Consider the following 21739-nt stretch of genomic DNA (forward strand, 5'->3'; position numbering starts at 1 on the left):
GTTTACCTTTTACTTCTTCTCCTGCTGCGAGTTCTTGTGCTGCTGCTATCTGAATTTTCAGGCGATATTTTTTCATCGCTGCTATTGCTTTTAATATCAGTAGACTCAGAGTTTGAGGTAGCAGTCGCGGATTTTCTTCTAATTATAATCGGAACATTAACAGATCGACCGCAGGGTCTGCCGAAGGAATCTATGTTCCTTCGATAATCGCAGATTGCAGCCTCTGCACTCGGTTCTTGACAATCATTAATAAAGCTTTGTGCTAATTTGTAATTATTTCCGTCTCCCTGCTTTAAAAAAAGTTCTCCCGCTTGTTGAAAGTCTGCTACTGCTGGCGATTTGGTTCCCAACATACAGCGAATAGCACCTCGTTCCAAATAAGCCAAACCATAATTAGGATTAATGCGAATAGCTTGTTCGTAATCCCCGATCGCCTTTTGCTTGTTTCCCAATTCATAGTATGCTTGACCGCGACCGAAATAAGCTTCTGCCAAGTTAGGATTAAATTGCAGCGCTCGATCGTAATTGTAAATTGCCTGCTGCTTGTTTCCCTGTTGGCCAGTAGCAATTCCCAATCCGAGGTAAGCTTGAGGTATGTTCGGATTCAGCGCTAAAGCTTGAGTAAAATTGGCGATCGCCCCCGGAACATCTCCCTTTTGAACTTTTAAAGAGCCTTGGTTGCTAAAATTTGCAGCTTTTTGAGCGATCGCAACTCTTTGACTGATCACAGCGTGATTGGCTCGGTAATTAGATAACTTATTTTGAGCTAGATTATAAACCGGTGTACGTGAATCGATCGCTTCTAAAAGTGCGATCGCCTGTTGCCATTTACTTTGCGACTGCTGCCAAACTTCGATCGGATGAGGCGGTTTTTGCACAACCACAGCAGCTTCCATCGCCAATTTTTGAGCCGTTGCTAGACTTTCTGCCGCCTGTAAATTTTGCGCTACTGGAACCAAACTCGGGCGCAGTTGCAGTAAATCTGCTCTAGCTTGCTGATACCCAAAGCCGGGGAAGTTAGGAATTTTCTCTAAATTGGCGATCGTTTCTTTAAGTCGTTGCTCGAAACTTCTGAGCAGATTGACATCGGTTGCTTTCGCTGCATTCTGTGTTTCAACTGCCAGTATTTTAGCTTGCTTCAGCGTTTCATTTCCCGATCGCATAAAGGCGATCGTCCCTACACTTGTCCCCAACACCAAAACCGCTAAACCTGCTAATAAAGCTGCGGGTATTTTGCGACTTCGCGAATTATTAACTTGATTGTTAATTCGTGATTGCTGTACCCTTCGAGTCTGACGAGATTGTTGCGATTCCGGTTCTGAATCCACCTCCAAATCCCAAGCCGGCAACTGCAAATCATCTGCTGCTGTTCCCGCTGTCAACTCTCTACTAATGGGAGCAATATTATTGCTATTTCCGCTGTAATACTTGTCCACCAAACTCTGCAATCCTGCCTGATATCCTTCTCCTACCGCCTGAAATCTCCACTCTCCATTCTTTTTATACAAACGACCAAACTCTACAGCAGTCTCTAGCGAAAAATTCTCTTTTAATTCATAGCGAACCAGTTCGCTTCCCGTATCCAAATTGGTAATTTTGATAAAAGCATTTTTGATATTGCTAAAATTTGCCTTGATTTTATCTGATTCGTGAATAGTGACCGCAAAAGTTATTTCTTCAATTTCAGGATTGATTTTCTCTAAAATAACTCCGTAAATACTCTTATTCTCTTGACCTCGGTTGTTTTTGTCAGGAATCGATTGCAGTACCGAACCATCACAGGATTGCAGATTATTGTAAAAGATAAAATATTTATCGTTAGGTAGTTTGCCGTCAGCACCTAGCATAAAAGCAGAGACATCAATCTCGTAGCTTTGTCCTGCCTCTGTCGCCTGCCAACCGAGGGCGATCGCGATTTTTTTCAAACCGGGCGCTTCTTTAGAAAGATTAAATCTCTCACCCTTACTTAATTGCATTGCCATCTGCTTATTTGTTAAACCTAAAATTTTATACTCCTAATTTTAAGGTTAAGTGGCATAAGAAGTTGTTTAATTAATGAAATTTAACAGAGTTTCTCTAATCGCGGGCTTGATTAAAAATATCTGGTGCCTGTAGCTGAATTTATTGAGATTTACTTAGAGAGAATTACCTAAGTGAAAACCGGGCTTGCTTCCCAAGCGGTTTCTACAATTGAACTTAATTTGACATTGGTTTGGAGCATTTTCAAAACTAGGTAGCAAGTTAACAAAGTTACCAAATGCTCCAGACAAGACTGTTCCGCTTCCGGTTCTGGCTTCACCTCCAACTCCCCAGCAGGGAACTGCAAATCATCTGCTGTTCCCGTTGCCAACTCGTGAGTAATGGGAGCAATTTTATTATTATTTTAGCTGCAATACTTATCCACAAAACTCTGCAATCCTGCCTGATATCCTGCTCCTACCGCCTGAAACCTCCACTCTCCATTCTTTCTATACAAGCGACCAAATTCTACAGCACTCTCTCGCGAAAAATTTTCTTTTAATTCATAACGAACAAGTTCCTTTTCTGTATCCAAATTGTAAATTTTGATAAAAGCATTTTTTATATGGGTAAAATTTGCATTAATTTTTTCGGCTTCGTGAATAGTGACAACAAAAGTTATTTCCTCAATTTCAGGATTAACTCTTTTTAAGATAACCCCGTAAATCGTTTTATTCTCTTGACTTCGGTTGTTTTTATCCCGAATCACTTGCAGTACCGAACTGTCACCGGATTGCAGATTATTGTAAAAGATAAAATATTTATCGTTAGGTATTTTGCCGTCAGCACCTAGCATAAACGCAGAGACATCTATCTCGTAGCTTTGTCCTGCCCCTGTCACATGCCAACCGAGGGCGATCGCCATTTTTTTTAAACCGGGCGCTTCTTTAGAGATATTAAATCTCTCACCCTTACTTAATTGCATTGTCATCTGCTTATTTGTTAAACATCAAACTTTATAGCGTTCATGTTAATATTAAGTGGGACAATAACTTTTCTTCTTTAAGAAAACTTAATATTTTGCTGATAATAGCGAGCTTGACTAAAAATATGTGCTGCTGCTCTCCGAATTTATTGAGATTTGCTTAGAGATAATTACGTAAGCAAAAACCGGGCTTTCTACAAAACCCGGTTTCTACAATTGAACTTAATTTGACTCTAATTTGGAGCATTTTCAGAACTAGGTGGCAAGGTCACAAAATTCCCAAAAGCTCCAACCGTTTGATAGCTTTTTTTGCCCAGTTCAGTTGTATAAATGCTGGCAACACCTAAATTTTGACGCTGCGTTGTATTGTCGAGCAAGCTTTCGATCGTGTCCCGTTGCGAAGTCAGCAAATTCTTGCAACTGCCGATCAAAGTATCTGTAATGCCGCTCAAAGATTTCGGAACGCGAGAATCTTTGCAAACAGTGCTTTCCAACTCGGTTTGGAGTACGCCGGAAGCATAAGTGAGGTATTTGTCTCTCCCAGGATTTGTAAATGCCATGCCCGCGGCCAGAAGAATCAGAGCCATCGTGACTTTTCCCACATTGCCGAAAAAATTAGAAGTTGGCTTGTTAGTATTCATTGCGTTATCAATATTCATTTTTTTTAGCCCCGTTGATTTATAAGCTTCTCTTGATTTAAACTACACCTCTTCAGAAACCGATTTCCGAAAGGAGGGGACAGTTTTTAGATTGGAGGCCAGTTGCGAGTAAGTCTCTCACTGGTTTACCTTCCTTTTACGTTTCCCCCTCCCTCAAATCCGGTAAATCTTCAACAAAACATTTAGCTGGTTCCCAGCCACAGCCGGGAAACGAGGAATTTAAACTTAGTTTCGCTTTGATTTTTGCCGATCGATCTCCCGCTGCAACTCTTCAATCTGACGGCGCAAAGCCTCCGTCTCGCTGTTAGGCGTTTGGGACTTCACATCAACCGCACCCTCAGCTACAGCCCGCTTGTAGTTCCCCAGCTTAATTTGGCGGTATTCTTCGGAACTGGCCCAGTCTCGCAAATACCGCAGGCGTTCCACCGGGAAAGGGTGACTCAGCATCACGCCTTGGCCGCCGTTGTAAAGTAAAAATTTATACACTTGGTTGAGATTGTCTCGATCGAGCTCTTGATAGTTGTCAGACTGGCGGATAAATTCTTGCAAACTGCATTGGTCAGCATATTTACTGCTAACTCCCGCAAGTTTCATCATCGTCTTCATCACACTGTTTAAGTCATCCGTTACCAACAAAGCCGCCCGGTCTGCCGATAATTCAGCCTTGCGACGCCACTCGTAAAAAGCGTAAATTAAACCGCTACCGACCATATTTCCCAGCCCGAAAGTCATCTCGCCAATTGTCGATGCAACGCTCATTGCCCACGTCGCCATTTGATTTAAAGTTGGATGACCGCATTTAATGTGTCCCAACTCGTGAGCCAATACTACCCGAATTTCTGGCTCTTCCAACAAGTCTAAAAGACCAGTGTTTAATACTACATAAGGCTGGTTTTTTCCCAGAGCATAGCTGTTAACTGAGGGATTCTGAGAAACAAACAAACCCGGTTCTGGAAAAACATCTAAAGCCTGCACGCACTCCCGAAATATATGATAAATGCTGGCATATTGGCGTGGCCCGACTTGAATGCTATTTCCCATTAGGTAAACGAATTGCGGTCGTTCGTAGACAAATTCTACAAATTTGCTGGCAATTAAGTCAAATCCAGGCACGCTGCGTAACGCTTCCTCAGCTTGGCGATCGAGGGGATGCTGAAATGCTTCGCTAGAAATTCCCGTATAAGTAGGCATAGTTGTTGCAAAAGTTACATTTAAGATATCAGTAATGCCATCGCTGCTGGTGCTAGCTGGCGCCTGACTTATAATATTACCGCGACAAATATTCAACTGTTGTGGAACAGGCCGAAAAGCCTGTTCAAATTAGCGTTAAAATTGTGATTCTGGTACAGGCGCGATCGACAAACATCTTTCACAGTGCCTGTGTATCGCCTCACCCAAAAATAGGAACGTGCAAACATGGCTATCCTGCAACTCGAAAACGGTACAACCTACACTCAACAAAGCGACATTACCCGAGAACTCGCTTCCTTAAACATTCAACTCAACCGCTGGCCCGTGGGTGACAGCCCTGAAATTCAAAATTTGTTAGCTAAAGATGCTCTTGACGACAATCAAAAAGAGCAAGTGTTACAAGCCCTCGACGGCTACTTTCAACAGTTGTCCGAAAGTGCAGGCTATCAGGATCGCGACTTAATCGTACTGCATCCAGACATCCCCAACATCGACACCATGTTGTCCAAATTCAACAAGTGCCACATCCACGTCGATGATGAAGTCCGCTATATCGTAGCAGGCGAGGGCATTTTCGGCTTTGTGCGGCCCGACGGCAGCCAAGTCGAACTCACTGTGCAGCCGGAAGAATTTATCAACGTGCCGGCGAATACAGAACACTGGTTTTATTTGACAGCAGCCCGGAAAATTAAAGCGGTGCGCTATTTTATCACCAAAGAAGGCTGGACGCCGGAGTATACCGATACGGAAATTCGATCGCGTTTAGCTGCTGTTTAAATAGGCCAGCTAAAGATAAGTTTCATGAACTCGTCAAGACGGCCCTCCAAAATCAGGATTGGACAATTACTCATGATCCTTATCATATCGATCTGGGATTTGTGGATTTTTATATCGATCTGGGTGCAGAACAGTTATTAGCAGCTACAAAGGATAATGAAAAAATTGCGGTTGAAATCAAAACGTTTTTAGCACCATCGACGATTTCAGAATTTCATACCGCAGTGGGACAATTTATTAACTATCGGATTGCATTAGAATATGACGATCCAGAGAGAACTCTTTACCTAGCAGTTCCCTTAGATATTTACACGAGATTTTTCAAATAGTCATTTATTCAAATGGTGATTGAACGCAATCAAATTCCGCTTTTAGTTTACGATACCGAAAAAGAGGAGATTTCTCAATGGATAAAGTAAGTTTGTATCGTCAATATATTCAGGAGTTGCTAACTGAACGAGCCCAGCGGCGATCGCCTAACGATCCAGTTTCCAGCGAGACGATTTTCGATCTGGTAAGCGATCGCTATCAACTTGTAAATGTGGGTTGGAAAAACGGTAGCACTCGGATTTATGGCTGTGTGATTCATGTAGATATTAAAGATGGGAAAATTTGGGTGCAGCATGACGGGACTGAAGAAGCGATCGCCGATCAATTAATAGCACGAGGCGTCCCATCCCAGGAAATTGTGCTAGCCTATCACGCACCTCATGTCCGACAATACACCGAATTTGCAGTTGGTTGATCCAGCCTCAAATTTTGTGGTTTGAAGATCGCAAAATACTCAAAGCAACCGCCTCCGCCACCTTAATCCCATCAATCCCCGCTGACAGGATTCCACCCGCATATCCTGCACCTTCCCCAGCAGGATAAAGACCTTCTGTATTCAAACTCTGATAATCTTCCTTGCGTTTAATCCGAATTGGTGAAGAAGTGCGCGTTTCCACCCCAGTCAAAACCGCATCATCCATCGCAAATCCTTTAATCTGTTTGTCAAAAGCCGGAAGTGCTTCGCGGATAGCTGCGATCGCATAATCTGGCAAACTTTCGGTCAAATCAGTCATCACAACTCCCGGCGTATAAGACGGCTGCACACTGCCTAGCGCCGTGGAAGGGCGATTTGCCAAAAAATCACCCACAAGCTGCCCAGGGGCGTTGTAAGTGCCACCTCCTAACTCAAATGCCCGTTCTTCTAGGCGACGCTGAAACTCAATTCCTGCTAAGGGATGACCGGGATAATCCTCCGGCGTGATACCTACCACAATCCCGCTGTTAGCATTGCGTTCATTGCGAGAATATTGACTCATCCCATTAGTAACAAGTCGCCCCGGTTCTGACGCAGCCGCCACTACCAAACCACCGGGACACATACAGAAACTATATACAGAACGATTGTTTTGGCAATGGTGAACCAGTTTGTAATCGGCGGCGCCCAAAAGCTTATGGCCCGCCCGATCGCCAAAACGACAGCGATCGATGATAGTCTGCGGATGTTCCACCCGAAAACCAATAGAAAAAGGTTTAGCCTCGATGTAAACCCCGCGCGAAAACAACATTTCAAAAGTATCGCGGGCGCTGTGTCCCACCGCCAGAACTATATAATTACTAGCAATATATTCTCCACTGGCTAGGGTAACTCCCTGCACTTTTCCATTTTCGATGTGGATATCTTCTACACGAGTTTGAAACCGAATTTCTCCGCCTAATGATTCAATTTGGGCGCGAAGACTTTGGACAATTCCAACCAGTTTGAACGTGCCAATATGCGGTTTATTAATATATAAAATTTCTGGTGAAGCTCCCGCATTCACAAGTTCCGTCAACACCTTCCGCCCATAATGCTGAGGATCTTTAACTTGGCTGTAGAGTTTGCCATCGGAAAAAGTACCCGCACCACCTTCGCCAAACTGGGCGTTAGATTCTGGGTTGAATTCTGATTTTTTCTTCCAAAATCCAAAGGTGTCAACCGTGCGATCGCGCACTGCTTTTCCGCGTTCTAAAAGGATGGGACGAAACCCCATTTGTGCCAGCATCAGACCTGCAAACATACCGCACGGCCCTGTACCAACCACAATGGGGCGAATCTTCAAATTGCTGGGGGCTTTGGCTACCAAGCGATAACTCGTGTCTGGTGTTACCATCACATGAGGGTCTTTTTTGAAGCGCGCCAAAAGTTGCTTTTCCTGTGTCGTCTCTACATCCACAATATAGACAAGGAGGATTTCTGCTTTTTTACGAGCATCGTAGCTGCGCTTGAAGATGGAATAGCTGAGCAATTCTTCGGGGGGAATTTGCAGCTTTTTGAGAATGGCACTGGCGATCGCATCTTGAGGATGATCTAGGGGGAGTTTTATTTCGGTTATTCGTAACATATAGTGGAAGGAAGAAGGAAGAAGGAAGAAGGAAGAAGGAAGAATAAAAATCCCGAACAGAAGTATTATAACTATTTAACCGGAGCTCCTACGGGCGATCGTTATGGGTTGATCGATTTTTGATTTTAGATTGAAGAAACGTTATAATAAGCAAAAAATTAAGTTTTGTAAAGACCCTTGACTGCAACATTTACACCCAAAAACAGCCGCACCTGGCACGCTCTCAACCCCCTCTGGCAAGGAGCCGAAGACGCAGTACAGAAGGGTTTGCCCCATACCAAGCTCGCGCCGGCATGGCAAATACTGCTCCTGGGCGACGGTTCCCCCACCCGTCACCTGCAACTGCTGACAGGGGAACCCACAGAAGTTGATGTCATCGATATGTATTTAGTGGGTGAAGACGCAGACGGCGCGCCCCAGCAAATTGTCGCGGTTCCGGGGCCGCGCCTGCGCCGCCAAGTGTGGCTGCGGACTGCTTCGGGACAGCGCTTGGCCTATGCTACTTCTTGGTGGGAAGCAAGTCATGTAGACGAATATTTACAAAATAAATCTTTGCCAATTTGGGCTAGTTTAGCGCGGCTGCGAACAGAATTGTATCGCGATGTGCAGGGCATTTATTGCGGTGATTCGGTGGCTTTGGAGTCAGCTTTTGAACAGTCGGGGCCTTTTTGGGGGCGACACTATTTGTTTTGGCATCACGGGAAGCCATTTACGCTGATTTATGAGGTTTTTTCTCCTTATTTAACTAAGTATTTGGGGCCGATGCAATTGGATGTTGATTGAGACTGAGATATTGCACTATTATCAATCAGGCTTTCAGGGCGGGCTAGAAGCCCAACCCCTACTCCCCACAATAAAATTCATCTCTTGTGGAACAGGCATCTTGCCTGTTATTAAGAGTAGTTCCGCCGAAATTTCACTCGCAAACCGTCGCGGGGATGCGGAGTCGGTACTCTGATTAAATTCAAATCTTGATCGGGTAAAAGTTCCCATTCAAACTCCCGAACAATCTTTGCCGCAAACAACTTCATCTCTAACCGGGCAAATTCTTTGCCCAAACATTCTCGCAAACCTCCACCAAATGGCACGTAACTGAACGGTTTAGCCGATCGATCCAAGCTAAATCGATCGGGGTCGAATCGATCGGGGTCGGGATAAACTGCGCTATCCTGATGCGTCTGATTGATTTGATAAAGTACCATCCAACCCTTGGGAATTTCGTAGCCGCCGAACTCGCAAGCATTAATTACCTGCCGAAAGCCGCCTCCCACTGGCGGAACCAATCGCAGCACTTCTCGCAGCACCTGTTCTAAATAAGTCATTTGTTTGAGCTCTTCCAATGTTAGCGGTTCCGTAGCGGGGAACTGCTGCTGTTCAGCCCGCACTTTTGCCATCACATCGGGATTTTGAGCTAGGAGAAGACAAAAAGAGGCGATCGCCGAAGTTAGAGTTTCGTGTCCCGCAAACAGCAGCAACAGCACTTGATCTTTTAACTCATCCAAACTCAAACTATTTCCCTCGTCATCGCGAGCCGAAATCAGCAAACTCAAAGCATCCTTGCCACTAGGGGTTCCTTGCTGGCGATCGCGAATAATTTTGTCCAGTTCGGCTAACAGTAAATTTCTGCCATTTTTAGCTTTGCCAAACCGAGTCCAAGGCACATCTAAAGGAATAGAAAATAAACCATCAGAGAACGTTTCAAAATAATGTCCCAGCGCCGTTTCCGAACCATTATCAATCCCTACTAACAACTTACCCGCAACATCAAAAGTATAATTTCTCAGTTCGGGATACCAAGTCAGCGTTTCCATTTTGGCCCATTTTTCCAAATAGCGCTGAGTGATATTTTCCATCCCGCCGATGTAGCCGGCTAAAGCTCGCGGCTGAAACGCTTGGTACAGCAACTTGCGCCGATTTTGGTGGTTAGCACCCGTTTGCAACGCTAAGGAAAGTGGCCCTAAAAGCGCTTTCGTGCTGGGAGGCCAAGTCACAACAAAATATTGGTTTTCATTGCTTAAAACAAACAAATTCGCCTCTTGGCCACACACAAACACGGTAGGCTGTCCGAAAATGCTGGTTTTGAAAATATTTCCGTACTGCTGCTGGCGTTTTTTGGCGAATTGGGCATCTTGCAAAAAGTTGAGGGTATCGCCAATTAGGGGTAAACCGAAACTGCCGGGAGGTAATGCCATTTTAGATTTTAGATTTTAGATTTTAGATTTTTAATATCATATCAATTTTAATTGTAGGCGGCGCAATACCCACCCGACAAATTTCTGGTAAAATAACTTTTATCTGTTTGTAGCCTGTAGGGTGCGTCTTTAGATTTTAGATTTTAGATTTTTAATATTATATCAATTTTAGTTGTCTAGTTCATATTGTCAACCAGACAAAATTCTGCTAAAATAACTTTTATATGTTGGCGTCTGTAGGGTTAGTCAGTCTTAAGGTTAGTACAAAAAGAAGTGGTTTTTCCAACTGACGCACCTTAGTATTTTGCCCAACAAACCCATTTAATTTTCTGCCCTTTTAATCGGAATCTCGATTATAAATTCAGTGCCTTTCCCCACCACCGAGAAACACTTGATTTCACCTTTATGTTTTTCTACAATAATTGAATGGGAAATCGCTAAACCCATCCCCGTTCCTGAACCGACCCGTTTGGTAGTATAGAAGGGGTCAAATATCCGTTGCTTGACTTGATCGGTAATACCTGCACCGTTATCAGAAATTCTAATCACAGCGAGATTATCTTCTACCTCTGTACGAATGCGGATAATTCCCGGATTTTCGAGCGGTTCTTGTAACACGTCAATAGCGTTAGCGATAATATTCATAAACACTTGATTCAACAGTCCAGCGTAGCACTCCACCAGTGGCAATTTTCCGTATTCTTTAACGATTTGAATTGCGGGGCGATGGTACTCCGTAGCCGCTACATTAACGGGCTGAACTTTCAGACGGTGTTCTAAAATCATCAATGTGCTGTCGATGCCTTCGTGAATGTTAACCTTTTTCATGTCAGATTCATCGAGGCGAGAGAAATTTCGCAAACTCCGCACGATATCCCGGATGCGAGTAGCTCCCACCTGCATAGAAGACAGCATTTTCGGCAAGTCGTCTAGCACAAAATCCAGCTCTAAAACTTCTATTTCCTCCTGAATCGCTGGAGAAGGTTCCGGGTATTCATCTCGATACATTTGCAGCAGTTTCATCAGGTTTCTGGCGTATTCTTCTGTGTAGGTAAGATTGCCGAAGATAAAGCTGACCGGGTTATTGATTTCGTGGGCAATTCCTGCTACCATCTGACCGAGACTCGACATTTTTTCTGCCTGCACGAGTTGAGTTTGAGCTTGCTGGAGTTCGCACAGAGTTACTTCGAGTTTGGCAGCTTGTTCTTGCGCTATCCGTGCTGAATCGACGCTTTTAGTGTAAAGTTCAGATTGACTGATGGCGATCGCCAATTGATCGCCAATTGCCTCCATTAACTCCACTTCCTCTTTTGTCCACTTGCGAACCTCCCTGCAAGAAACGCAGCTAACAACACCAGTTAAACCTCCGGCACTTTTAATCGGCAAATCCAAGACAGACTTGTAACCCACCTGCAAAAAGAATTCCCTTTCTACTGGATTGCTGAAAGTGGCAACATCATCTATTTGATAAACTTCCAACTTAGCGATTTTTTGCTGCAGCGTACCCGTTATGTCAGCAGGGTAATAACCCAAAAGCGAGAATAAGTCATCATTTTTAGATTCGTGGACGACATCCCAAGCAGGTGGCGAAGCGTCGGGCAAATACCAGATAAACACACAGCGATCGACTTGCAGCAAGTCGCGAATCTGCTGCACAGTTGTTGCCAAAATAGTATCTAAATCTAGAGATTCGCGGATATTGCTAGCTAGCTGGTTCAGTAGCGCTTCCTGCTCGGCTAATTTGCGGAATCTCGCTTCCGACTTTTGCAACTGTCTTTGAGATTCTTTTTGTTTTGTAACGTCCAAACCCAAACCGATTAAGCCTATCGTGTTTCCAAAATCATCTTTGACCTTAGTTTTAATTGTCTCCAAATAATGTTTGTTACCATCAGCAAGCTGCATAACTTCTTCAGCATAACAGGGAATATCTTGGCTCCACGCTTGCGCGTCAGATTCCATGCACGTAGCAGATGCTTCTAATCCCAAAACTTCGGAATAGTGAGATGCTGCTAAAAATCTTGATTCAGGTATAGCCACATCTTCGCAGAAAGTTTTGTTAATTAATAACATCCGCCCGCTAGCATTCGTCAGCCATACCCAGATCGGAGCGTTGTCAATAATTGCCCTCAAAGTTTGCTTTTGTCTGGCGAGAGCTTCTTCTGTTTGTTTGCGCTTAATTCCCAGGGCGATCGTATCGGCACTTGACGCCAAAGCAATCAGCGTTGATTCGTTCAACTCCTGGCGAGCAAACATCGCTATTACTCCCAGCAACTGATTGTCAACAATTAGCGGATATCCAGCAAAAGCCACCATTCCTTCTCGTGAGGCCCATTTTTTGTCCTGGATTCGGGGATCTTCTTTTACAGAATTAGTGATGTGAGGTTGTCGCTCCAGGGCGATTAAACCAATCTTGAACTCGCCGACAGCAATGCGGCTGTGAGCGCCGTCAATATGAGTATATATCCCCGCGCTTGCTTGCAGTTGCAATACATTTCCCTCTTCATTCAACGTCCAAATCCGAGCAAAGGCAACATCCAAATGGCGCACAACTGCATCGGCGCAATATTGCAAAGTTGTACGCAAACCCTGGTTTTGAGTTAGAACAATTCCCACATCTGCTGTGAATAAAGAAAGTTTCAATTGTTCTGCTAAAGCTTGTTCTGCTATTTTGCGCTCTGTAATGTCCGTAGCAGCACCGAGACGCTGCTTAATTTTTCCCTCCTCTGTTCTGCTAAATACAATATTCCGGCTGACTAACCAGTGCCAACAATTCTGTTTGTCGCGTACCCGATATTCGTACTCAATAACTTCGCCGTCGGGAGCATTTTCTAATTGCTGAAAATAGCCGGGAAATTTAGCTAAGTCGTCAGGGTGGATGATGGTGGGCAGCAGATTGCTGCCCATGTTTTCAACTTCTGCGCTCGTATAGCCGAGGGTGTCACTGATTTCGCGATTGCTGTAGACATTTCGCTGCTCGCTTTCATCGTAAACAAAGAGAAGATTCGGACTGGTATTGGCAATTCGCTCAACAAAACGCTGACTCTCTTGCAGCGCTGCTTCTGCTTGTTTTTGAGCGGTAATGTCGCGGCCGACACCATACATCAATTCTTCCTCCCAGAAACAGCTACCAGTCCAGGCTATCCACTTGTAAGAACCGTTCCGACAGCGCCAGCGGTTTTCAAACCCAACGGTATTATTCCCCGCAGCAAGACTTTCAGCTTCTTTTAAAGTAGCTTCGCGATCGTCTGGATGCACGAATTCAATGAAGAGTTGGCCAACCATTTCTTCTGGGGAATAGCCGAGGATTTTTTCTGCTGCTGGGTTGATGCGTTTTACATAACCGTCAAAACTAAGGACGCACAGCAGATCTAGCGAGAGGGTAAAAAAGCGATCGCCCCCGTTGGGTTCGCTGGATGGGCGATCGTTTTGGGCTGCGACAGCAGAAGCTTTTGAGCGCCCCGATACCGCTAAAAACACAATATTTGCTATTACCAAAAATCCCAGGGCGACTTGGCGGGCATAGAAATTATCACCGCTACCAGCTACGAGCCACCCGTTTAAGACAAGCAGTACAATTATCAAAATTGAGAATAAACTGCCAGGGGCGATCGTCGCTACGCTGATTTTTTTTTCATACTCCTTGCTGCCTTCTGCCTTTTCTATTCTGGTGACTGCTGCCGTGATTTTTGTCCACAACACTTGCAGGAATTTCACCAATTTAGTGCTTTTGGATTCTCCTAATTGAACTGAATGTTTCATTCTTTTACTCTATAGTTACTTTGAGTTGTGCTGATTTAAATACAATAAAGATGTTTAAATATTATAAATATTTCCTATTGTGCGAATTCTAGTATTGGATACTTGCGTAAATTTACGCAACACGAGGCGATAATTAAGTGTATTTACGGAAGTAGCCACCAATCTCTTTTTAGCTGGGGTACGCATTTTCTAATTTTTCCGACTCATAGAGAGAGTTTACTTATAATACTACGCGACATATTGTTGTTAGTCATTGGACATTTGGCCTAATTTAGCTAGTCCTAGACGCAGAACCTAATTATCTAGGCTGCGCCTGAAGCTGCTTACCGCCTTATGGTAGCGTGTTATACCGCACTTTTTGCGTCTAGAAATAACTAGGTTTGATGTAGGAAAATACTGCGTGGAGCGCCCTGGCTGTGGGTTGAAAAATCAGGAATATTAGTCAAGTTCAAGCAGGTTGAATTTGAGCATAAATTATGAATTTAAAATAAAGATTAACGGCTAATTTGTGAAGATACAATGAAAAAAATCTTCGTAGCAGTTTTTCGTTGCTCGATATGTTCGCGCGTAATGGCTAATTAGCAATTGGTATTTGGTAACAGGTAATTGGTACTTGATACGAGTTAAAAACACTAGATATCAATTTTGTTCTGATTCATCTGCAGGCGATGGGGGCCAAGGCGCCACAGCACCCAAAGCAGATTTGCGGCCTAATTGCTGTTGCCGAATTCGCTCCAAATTCCCCGCAGGAATAGAAGCTATGAGTTGCCGCGTGTAAGCTTGCTGCGGTTGGCGGTAAATGCGCTCGGCAGTGCCAATTTCCTCGATTTTACCTTTGTTCATGACGATCGCGCGATCGCTCATAAACTTGACCACGCTCAAATCGTGAGAAATAAAAATATAAGTCAGTCCAAACTCGGTTTGCAACTCCTTCAGCAAATTTAAAACTTGCGCCTGCACCGACACATCTAATGCCGAAACCGACTCATCGCAAATAATAAACTTAGGATTCAAAGCCAAAGCTCTAGCAATACAAATTCGCTGCCGCTGTCCGCCCGAAAACTCGTGAGGGTAGCGTCGCATAAAATCGGGATTTAAGCCCACTCTCTCCAACAAATAAGCCGCGCGATCGCGCTGTTCTTTCTGGTTCTTACCAAAGCGGTGAATCACCATCGGTTCCATCACCGCATCCCCAACATTTAGACGCGGATCGAGAGAACTAAAAGGGTCTTGAAAAATAATTTGCAGATCGCGCCGCAGCCACCGCAATTTGCGATCGTACTCTTTTTTCATCCGATAATTAGCCATCCACTGCGATGCCGAACTATTTTTCGCAGGAGGCGTAATTTCTTGACCTTCAAAAAACACTTTACCGCTGGCGATCGGAATTAATTGCAGCAAAGCCCTCGCCAAAGTTGATTTGCCGCAGCCAGACTCGCCCACCAAACCCAAAGTCTCGCCCGGATAAACCTCAAAAGAAATATCGTTTACCGCCATAAACAAGCGTTTAGTTTCGCCAAACATTCCCTGAACAGGAAAACCGACGCGCAAGTTATTAACAGCTAGCAAAGGGCCAGAAATATGCGGCAACCGAGGCGGCTTTCCTGTTGCAAAAGCGGAATTTCCCCCGCTGTTGTCGCCGTCTAAATCGGCATTTTTCTCGACAATTACTAATTCGCCGCTAGCATTTGTGGTGACATCCATAAAATCGGAAACTGTAGGCAAGCGACGCCTTTGCCGATCGAGAGTTGGGCGGCAAGCTAATAAACCTTTTGTGTAAGGATGTTGGGGATTGCTGAAAATTTGTTCGATCGCACCGCACTCAACAATCTTACCTCGGTACATCACCGCCACCGTATCGCCAATTTCAGCAATGACGCCCAAATCGTGGGTAATAAAAATCATTGCCATGCCCCTAGAGTCCCGCAACTCCCGCAGCAAAGCTAAGATTGTTGCCTGCACGGTTACGTCCAAAGCCGTGGTAGGTTCATCAGCAATTAATAAAGTTGGATTGCAAGAAATGGCCATTGCAATCATCACGCGCTGGATTTGACCGCCTGAAAGTTCGTGGGGATAGCGATCGAGCATAGCTTGTTTTTGGCCGTTGACGAGCTGCATCAAATCGCGATCGTCCTCCATACCTGCTTGATTCCCCGCAGCAGCCCGGGAATGCTCTTGCCGCAAAGCCAAACACCGCTGCCTGATCTCATCGTCGCCCGGTAGCAGCTTCACCTCTTGCAGCAGAGAAGCAGCTTGGCGTCGCGCTTCTGTCTGCGACACCTGTTGGTGCAAACAAATGGCTTCTGTGAGTTGAAATCCGATCGTATAAACGGGATTTAGCGAACTCATCGGCTCTTGAAAAATTGTCGCAATCTGGCTGCCCCGGTATGTTTGTTTTTCCCTGTCCGGCATTTCCAGCAGATTCACAGGCCCATTGCTAACGCCCTCTTTTCTCGGAGAAAACCAAATTTCGCCATCGATTTTCGTTGACGAACTCGACAGCAAACCCATAACAGCCAGGGATGTTACCGATTTTCCCGACCCCGACTCTCCCACGATGCCCAGAGTTTGCCCTCGCTTGACCTCAAAGGAAATGCCGTCAACCGCTTTGACGGTTGCAGACGCATCGCCTGCGTCCGCAGATTGAAATTGAACCCGCAGGTTGCGAACTTCTAGGACGGTTTCACTCATGGAAGTCTATGGCAAAAATTAAAGGGAGACTAAGTGGATTGTAGCAGGGCCTGTGGAAGGCAGAAGGCACCGGGAAAGTTTTAAGATTGCTTCGTTCCTCGCGAAGCGTGGCAATCTGAAAACTCAGAGCTAGTTATAGCGGATCTCAATCAGGTGAGGTACTCGCCGGCTTTCTTACCAATTCCGCAATCGAAAATCGAAAATCCCAATCAGTAGCTCACTCAATTGACAATTGCGATAAGTGCCTTCTGCCTGCAATTTTCCTTAAAAACCAATGATTTGAGTGTCAGCAGGCAGTGCAGTGGCTTCGGAGACCTTTTTAAACACAGTTGCCTGCTCGTTTAAGGAATTAGGTCTGGCCTGTCCGGGATTGGTGCCTTGCAACTGAAGGCGCATTTGACCTTCGGGAGTCAACTCAAAAACAGTCTCAACGGTTTCTGTGCTGCTGAGGCCGACATCAATGTGCATCGGCTTTTCACCGAGATTAACTTTGTACCTCATTTCTTTGGCGCGGGCGGCTCCGTCGGGGCCTTTAGCCATGAGAAACAATTTGCCTTCTGGGGCAAAGACGAAGGTGAAAGACTGACCGGAGGGGACTGTGCCTTGCCATTGGCCTAGAAGTTGCTGGTCGAGGGTGCTAGCGGCAGGGGCTGCTGTTTCTTGGGCAATTGTTGGTGTTGCTGCGGATGCTAGGCCGAGTGAGGTGTTGAAGCTAATGAGGATGCCCAAGCAAAGGCTACCTGCGATCGCTTTACCAATCATTTTTGAATTAGACATGAGACCGATCTAAAAATTGGTTATTTGTTTTGTACACTGTAGCGGTAAAACCGTACTTTGTTTAGTTTAAATCTCTTTGATGGATAGATATAGGTTGCGGTTCCAACCTGCAACGCAGTTGTCATCCCCCGACTAAAGCTTTTCCTGAGCTTGTTGAAGCGTCACGGGGCTTTCAGTTTTTGTTTATTGTAAAATCCAATACAAATTCGGCTTAAGCTGCACAGTTCGCTGTTCTGAGTAGATTGTTCTTAACTCAAAACAGCTAATTGACTATTGCGTTCGATCGCACCCCCAGATAGTTTGGCAAATCGATCGCATTAATAGTCTGTTATTAATTTTTTTCAGGATCAGGTTCGACTTGTTCTTTCGGAGATTCCGGCGCGGGTTCCTGTGGATTTCGAGCTCGTTTCATGCGCTCCAATGACTCTGCGTAAGACCAAGCCACGTTAACAAGAAAAGCTTTCGCCATGGCGGACAAATTTTTTGCATCTTCGGTTTCAGGCGCTTCAGCTTTTTGGTTGCCATCGTTTATCATGTTTTTGTTTTCTCCTGGGCAGGTTTTTCTAGCGATTTTTTGCAATCTGCGATCGATACCCACAAATTATGATTTTTCTTGCACCCGCACCCTAATTATCTTTGAGGATATGACCTTGATTACCACGAATAATATCATAAATACGCTGATTGGATGACCACATCAGAAAGAAACCTTAACTTCGCTGGTTGCCCGCAGCACTGACTCTGGCAGGAAAGTACGCTTGTAAGTTTCGATAATTTCATGAATAGCTTGATTTTTTTCAGGACTACTTTCATAAATTAAAATAACTCTTTTAGATTTTTCTGTAATCAGGATTCCCGAGTTGCTGAGAAACTGTCCGGAGCCGTCTAATACGGTTAGCCCTTCCCGAAAGCGAGGGCTAATAACTGCCTTAACAAACTCCTGCCCTTCGGATTCAGAAATTGTCTCGCCTCCCGGTTTTGTTAAGCAAAAAAACAGTTCATCTTTTAGGAGATTTGTTTGCTTGGCATTAGTCTCCGAAGTTTCGGGAAGTTGAGCGCGGGCAAGTGTTGCCGGACAAACAGGCAGGATTAACAGCGGGCAGGTCAAGCAAAGACTGTTAAGATGTTTATTCATCAGGAATTACGGGAAAATTCTATATTGTGGGCCGTTGTTTCTAGCGTGCCCTTGAAATGCTGATTGAGAATACTGCAATATCTCAGTTTTAAGCACCGAGTCTGAGCAACGGGTTTTTAACGTGAATTTGATTTAATTTAACATAAAAAATTTCCAACTCAAAAACCCAGTTTCTCAGGTGAAACTGGGTTTTTGAGCATCTGTTCTAGTTTATTTATGCTCGCCTACTTGATTGCGTCTGTCGTATTAAGTAGCTCAACCTATTTAAACATCAAACTTTTCAGGTATTGAGAAACCCGGAAGGGCGATCACTCTTGGCTGCGCCCCGAAAGCAATCAGGTTTCTCGGTGTTATATTTTTTAGGTGAAGCTACTAATCCTTTAATTCGCGGATACTTCTCTTAGCAGTGTCTTGATACATCTCCCCCATTTCTTTCACGGCTGCTCCTGCCTCTTGGCCAATCTTCTGAGCTCGTTCGCCGGGAGAGTCTGAGGTTTCGCGAGCTTCTTGCCTCCATTCCCGCGTTGTTTGGGGTCTTTCAGAATTGTTTAGCTCAGAGTTTGAGCTTGCTTGCGTGCCAAAACCTTTGTTAGTGCGTCCCGAATCAACAGTGGTTGTCAGCACCAGAAAACCGACTAGGACAACACTCAAAAAACTCTTGATTTGAAAGCCCTTAAGCAGGGAACTGATGCGAGCAATGGCTGTGGAAATCAAATTCATCTCAGTAATACTCCCTAAGTTGATTGGTGATAATTTTCAACATTTTTTCATCTAATTGACTCGCTCCAAAATTAGCAGCTAATGCGAGGGAAAGCCAACTTAGCTTTAACTTGCGATTAACCACCTAAATAGAGTTATAGGTTAGCGATAAAATCTGGTAAACACGCAACCTATGTGTCAGCCAATTAGCTTTTTTACACATGAATATCACGTTAACAGCCGCCAAATAGTTATACCTCTAACTAAAGTCATAACTTAGTTAGAAGCAAAAAACATATTTTTATACACATGGTTAGACAATTTTTAATCAAGCATCGTATGCAGGGCAAATTCTTATTGCAAGCGATCGCCCGTTTTCACGTCAAACCAGTGCAGCAACTGAGGCGGAAAAACCAGCTCTACAATTTCTGAGTTCCAGTGGCCGTCATTTGGCAGCAAAGCCCGCACCGTTACTGACTCCAAACCTTTAACTCGGACGCTAACTAAATTTTGCATCCCCAAGTTTTCCACTAAAAAAACCTCACCTTTAATTGCCTCTGGGGCCGACATATTGCCGGCCTCTACATCTGTAAAGCCGACGTGTTCCGGGCGAATTCCTAACACAATTTCTGGCGGCACAGTCGGCATATCTGGTAGTCGAACTCGAAAATCGCCCAAAATCGCAAAATTTCCCTGGCATTTAAGCACGAGCAAATTCATTTGCGGGCTGCCCACAAAACCAGCTACAAACTGATTTGCCGGACGAGTATAAATTAAGTGTGGCGGATCTAGCTGCTGCACGTTGCCGCTGTTGAGAACTGCGACTTTCGTAGAAAGCGTCATTGCTTCGGTTTGGTCGTGAGTGACGTACACTACAGGAGCTTTTTGGGAGGAAAATAATTGTTTGAGTTCGGCCCTAACTTTTTCCCGTAATAATGCGTCGAGATTGCTCAAAGGTTCGTCGAGCAAAAATACTTCCGGTTGGCGCACTAATGCGCGGCCGAGGGCGACTCGCTGCCGCTGTCCGCCTGATAGTTTTCCGGGTTTGCGATCGATTAATTCGGTCAATCCGAGGGATGTTGCAACTTCGGTGACTAACCGGTTGATTTCGCTGGAGGAGATTTTGCGAAGTTTGAGGCTCGATGCCATATTCTCGTATACTGTCATGTGCGGATACAGCGCGTAACTTTGAAAAACCATTGCAATATCGCGATCGCCCGGTCTGAGATAAGTGACATTGCGATCGCCAATTCTAATCTCGCCCCTAGTTGGCTGTTCCAACCCTGCAATTAACCGCAGCGTCGTAGATTTTCCACACCCCGACGGCCCCAGCAAGGTCAGAAATTCTCCTTCGCTGACATCCAAACTAATGTCTTTTACGGGAACTACTTTAGGGCTGTAGGTTTTATTGAGGTTTTTGAGTTGCAATTTTGCCATGATTTTTAAAGTGTTGACTGTTGACTGTTGACTGTTGACTGTTGACTGTTGACTGTTGACTGTTGACTGTTGATTGTTGACTGTTGACTGTTGATTGTTGACTGTTGACTGTTGACTGTTGACTGTGTTGTTTGACTCGTTCCCAGCCAGAGCCCAGGAACCAGTTCAATCTAAAATCTAAAATCTAAAATTTAAAATCGATTTATCCTTTTACCGCCCCGGCTGTTAAACCCTGAACAATGCGCCGCTGGAACACCAAAACCAGCAAAACCAAGGGCAAAGTTCCCAAAACGGTAGCTGCGGCGATCGGCCCGTAAGGAATCTCAAATACTGACGCCCCGCTGAGTTGAGCCGTGGCGACGGGGATAGTTTTTAAAGATTCGCGAGTCATAAATGTTAGTGCAAAAATAAACTCGTTCCAAGCTGAAATAAATGTTAAAATTCCAGTTGTGACTAAGGCTGGAAATGTCATCGGCAGTACGATTTGCCACAGCATTTGAAAAGTGTTGTATCCGTCAACTTTAGCCGCATCTTCCAAATCTTTTGGCAACTGTTGAAAGAAACTCCGCATCACCAAAATTGTCAGCGGCAGATTGATCGCGGTGTAAGGGATAATTAATGCTAAATAATTATTGCCTAAATCCAAAGCTTTGACAATTTCCAGCAGTCCCAAAAATAGCAGCACCGCCGGAAACAGCGTTACAATCGTCACAGTTGCCAGGATGATTTTCTCGCTCCACAGCCGCAACCGGGCTAAAGCGTAAGCTGCGGGAGCGCCTACTGCTAAACACAGCAATGTTGAAGTAATGGAAACAAAAGCGCTATTTAAAATGTAAAGTGCAAAGGGGCGGCGCTGGAATAGGGACAGGTAATGCTCGAAAGTAATTCGTTTGGGAATGTAGACGTTCGGAATCGCTGAAATATCCGCATTTACTTTGAAAGAAGTTAGCACTTGCCAGATAATGGGTGCGAGAAAATATGCGACGATTAATATCGCCGAGATTGGCAAGATTAATTGCCGGATGTTAAAGGCTTTTTTCGTGGGTTGTTCGCGGGCGATCGACATAATTTATACCAATGAAATAAAAGTGCAACTGTTGGTTATC

Annotated in this window: 18 protein-coding genes and 1 pseudogene; 4 read left to right on the forward strand and 15 right to left on the reverse strand. The window is 44.7% G+C overall.

The annotated features are described in order from the left end of the window. Positions 1–2: 2 nt before the first annotated feature. The 5 genes from QUB37_RS22185 to QUB37_RS22205 all read right to left on the reverse strand — a co-directional run bounded on the left by QUB37_RS22185 (position 3) and on the right by QUB37_RS22205 (position 4794). The gene (locus QUB37_RS22185) at positions 3–1976 is read right to left on the reverse strand and encodes a TerD family protein (protein ID WP_333166179.1); all 1974 of its coding nucleotides are present in this window, start codon (positions 1974–1976) and stop codon (positions 3–5) included. A gap of 173 nt (positions 1977–2149) precedes the next feature. Continuing rightward, on the reverse strand, positions 2150–2350 hold the full coding sequence (locus tag QUB37_RS22190) for a hypothetical protein (protein WP_333166180.1): 201 nt from the start codon (positions 2348–2350) through the stop codon (positions 2150–2152). Between the two features lie 33 nt (positions 2351–2383). After that, positions 2384–2950, reverse strand: a complete 567-nt coding sequence (locus QUB37_RS22195; protein ID WP_445300050.1) for a TerD family protein — start codon at positions 2948–2950, stop codon at positions 2384–2386. A 227-nt stretch (positions 2951–3177) separates the two neighbouring features. Continuing rightward, positions 3178–3603, reverse strand: a complete 426-nt coding sequence (locus QUB37_RS22200) for a DUF4359 domain-containing protein (protein ID WP_333166186.1) — start codon at positions 3601–3603, stop codon at positions 3178–3180. A gap of 225 nt (positions 3604–3828) precedes the next feature. After that, positions 3829–4794: a M48 family metallopeptidase gene (locus QUB37_RS22205; protein WP_333166188.1), complete on the reverse strand. Its 966-nt coding sequence runs from the start codon at positions 4792–4794 to the stop codon at positions 3829–3831. A gap of 225 nt (positions 4795–5019) precedes the next feature. On the opposite strand from QUB37_RS22205, the gene QUB37_RS22210 reads away from it, so the two are divergent. The 3 genes and pseudogenes from QUB37_RS22210 to QUB37_RS22220 all read left to right on the forward strand — a co-directional run bounded on the left by QUB37_RS22210 (position 5020) and on the right by QUB37_RS22220 (position 6316). Then, a complete protein-coding gene (locus tag QUB37_RS22210; protein ID WP_333166191.1) occupies positions 5020–5571 on the forward strand; it encodes an acireductone dioxygenase in 552 nt (183 codons plus the stop codon). Continuing rightward, a pseudogene (locus tag QUB37_RS22215) lies at positions 5550–5990 on the forward strand (element excision factor XisH family protein). The gene QUB37_RS22210 and the pseudogene QUB37_RS22215 overlap by 22 nt, the downstream one beginning before the upstream one ends. Beyond that, on the forward strand, positions 5978–6316 hold the full coding sequence (locus QUB37_RS22220) for a XisI protein (RefSeq protein ID WP_333155085.1): 339 nt from the start codon (positions 5978–5980) through the stop codon (positions 6314–6316). Before QUB37_RS22215 ends, QUB37_RS22220 begins: the two are co-directional and overlap by 13 nt. A 7-nt stretch (positions 6317–6323) precedes the next feature. Here the strand turns inward: QUB37_RS22220 and QUB37_RS22225 are convergent, their stop codons facing one another. Further along, positions 6324–7943, reverse strand: a complete 1620-nt coding sequence (locus QUB37_RS22225; RefSeq protein ID WP_333166194.1) for an NAD(P)/FAD-dependent oxidoreductase — start codon at positions 7941–7943, stop codon at positions 6324–6326. A 177-nt stretch (positions 7944–8120) separates the two neighbouring features. Here QUB37_RS22225 and QUB37_RS22230 point away from each other — a divergent pair, with 177 nt between their 5' ends. Next, positions 8121–8726 (forward strand): chorismate lyase, encoded by a 606-nt coding sequence (locus QUB37_RS22230; RefSeq protein WP_333166197.1) that lies wholly within the window; start codon positions 8121–8123, stop codon positions 8724–8726. Between the two features lie 110 nt (positions 8727–8836). Here the strand turns inward: QUB37_RS22230 and QUB37_RS22235 are convergent, their stop codons facing one another. The 9 genes from QUB37_RS22235 to QUB37_RS22275 form a co-directional block, all read right to left on the reverse strand. Then, positions 8837–10135, reverse strand: a complete 1299-nt coding sequence (locus QUB37_RS22235; RefSeq protein ID WP_333166199.1) for a cytochrome P450 — start codon at positions 10133–10135, stop codon at positions 8837–8839. Between the two features lie 321 nt (positions 10136–10456). Next, a complete protein-coding gene (locus QUB37_RS22240) occupies positions 10457–13894 on the reverse strand; it encodes a PAS domain S-box protein (protein ID WP_333166202.1) in 3438 nt (1145 codons plus the stop codon). Between the two features lie 639 nt (positions 13895–14533). Next, entirely contained in the window at positions 14534–16585 is a 2052-nt protein-coding gene (locus tag QUB37_RS22245; RefSeq protein ID WP_333166204.1) for an ABC transporter ATP-binding protein, read from the reverse strand. Positions 16586–16849: 264 nt separating this feature from the next. Beyond that, on the reverse strand, positions 16850–17362 hold the full coding sequence (locus tag QUB37_RS22250) for a hypothetical protein (protein WP_333166206.1): 513 nt from the start codon (positions 17360–17362) through the stop codon (positions 16850–16852). A gap of 331 nt (positions 17363–17693) precedes the next feature. Beyond that, a complete protein-coding gene (locus tag QUB37_RS22255; RefSeq protein WP_333166208.1) occupies positions 17694–17960 on the reverse strand; it encodes a hypothetical protein in 267 nt (88 codons plus the stop codon). 99 nt (positions 17961–18059) lie between these two features. After that, complete coding sequence (locus tag QUB37_RS22260; protein ID WP_333166210.1) at positions 18060–18497, reverse strand: DUF3574 domain-containing protein; 438 nt, start codon at positions 18495–18497, stop codon at positions 18060–18062. A gap of 372 nt (positions 18498–18869) precedes the next feature. Continuing rightward, positions 18870–19217, reverse strand: coding sequence for a hypothetical protein (locus QUB37_RS22265; protein WP_333166213.1), 348 nt, complete (start codon positions 19215–19217; stop codon positions 18870–18872). A 333-nt stretch (positions 19218–19550) separates the two neighbouring features. Then, entirely contained in the window at positions 19551–20633 is a 1083-nt protein-coding gene (locus QUB37_RS22270; RefSeq protein WP_333166215.1) for an ABC transporter ATP-binding protein, read from the reverse strand. A gap of 202 nt (positions 20634–20835) precedes the next feature. Further along, positions 20836–21699: a carbohydrate ABC transporter permease gene (locus QUB37_RS22275; protein ID WP_333166218.1), complete on the reverse strand. Its 864-nt coding sequence runs from the start codon at positions 21697–21699 to the stop codon at positions 20836–20838. Positions 21700–21739 lie beyond the last annotated feature (40 nt).

Origin of the sequence: Microcoleus sp. AT3-A2 (assembly GCF_036705685.1) — a bacterium.
Classification (GTDB): Bacteria; Cyanobacteriota; Cyanobacteriia; order Cyanobacteriales; family Microcoleaceae; genus Microcoleus.

Bases quoted from the DNA above. Each gene is read 5' to 3' on its own strand.
- QUB37_RS22220 (WP_333155085.1), top strand. From the start codon at position 5,978: ATGGATAAAGTAAGTTTGTATCGTCAATATATTCAGGAGTTGCTAACT.
- QUB37_RS22225 (WP_333166194.1), bottom strand. From the start codon at position 7,943: ATGTTACGAATAACCGAAATAAAACTCCCCCTAGATCATCCTCAAGAT.
- QUB37_RS22185 (WP_333166179.1), bottom strand. From the start codon at position 1,976: ATGCAATTAAGTAAGGGTGAGAGATTTAATCTTTCTAAAGAAGCGCCC.
- QUB37_RS22210 (WP_333166191.1), top strand. From the start codon at position 5,020: ATGGCTATCCTGCAACTCGAAAACGGTACAACCTACACTCAACAAAGC.
- QUB37_RS22245 (WP_333166204.1), bottom strand. From the start codon at position 16,585: ATGAGTGAAACCGTCCTAGAAGTTCGCAACCTGCGGGTTCAATTTCAA.
- QUB37_RS22200 (WP_333166186.1), bottom strand. From the start codon at position 3,603: ATGAATATTGATAACGCAATGAATACTAACAAGCCAACTTCTAATTTT.
- QUB37_RS22250 (WP_333166206.1), bottom strand. From the start codon at position 17,362: ATGTCTAATTCAAAAATGATTGGTAAAGCGATCGCAGGTAGCCTTTGC.
- QUB37_RS22195 (WP_445300050.1), bottom strand. From the start codon at position 2,950: ATGACAATGCAATTAAGTAAGGGTGAGAGATTTAATATCTCTAAAGAA.
- QUB37_RS22275 (WP_333166218.1), bottom strand. From the start codon at position 21,699: ATGTCGATCGCCCGCGAACAACCCACGAAAAAAGCCTTTAACATCCGG.
- QUB37_RS22235 (WP_333166199.1), bottom strand. From the start codon at position 10,135: ATGGCATTACCTCCCGGCAGTTTCGGTTTACCCCTAATTGGCGATACC.
- QUB37_RS22265 (WP_333166213.1), bottom strand. From the start codon at position 19,217: ATGAATTTGATTTCCACAGCCATTGCTCGCATCAGTTCCCTGCTTAAG.
- QUB37_RS22205 (WP_333166188.1), bottom strand. From the start codon at position 4,794: ATGCCTACTTATACGGGAATTTCTAGCGAAGCATTTCAGCATCCCCTC.
- QUB37_RS22260 (WP_333166210.1), bottom strand. From the start codon at position 18,497: ATGAATAAACATCTTAACAGTCTTTGCTTGACCTGCCCGCTGTTAATC.
- QUB37_RS22240 (WP_333166202.1), bottom strand. From the start codon at position 13,894: ATGAAACATTCAGTTCAATTAGGAGAATCCAAAAGCACTAAATTGGTG.
- QUB37_RS22270 (WP_333166215.1), bottom strand. From the start codon at position 20,633: ATGGCAAAATTGCAACTCAAAAACCTCAATAAAACCTACAGCCCTAAA.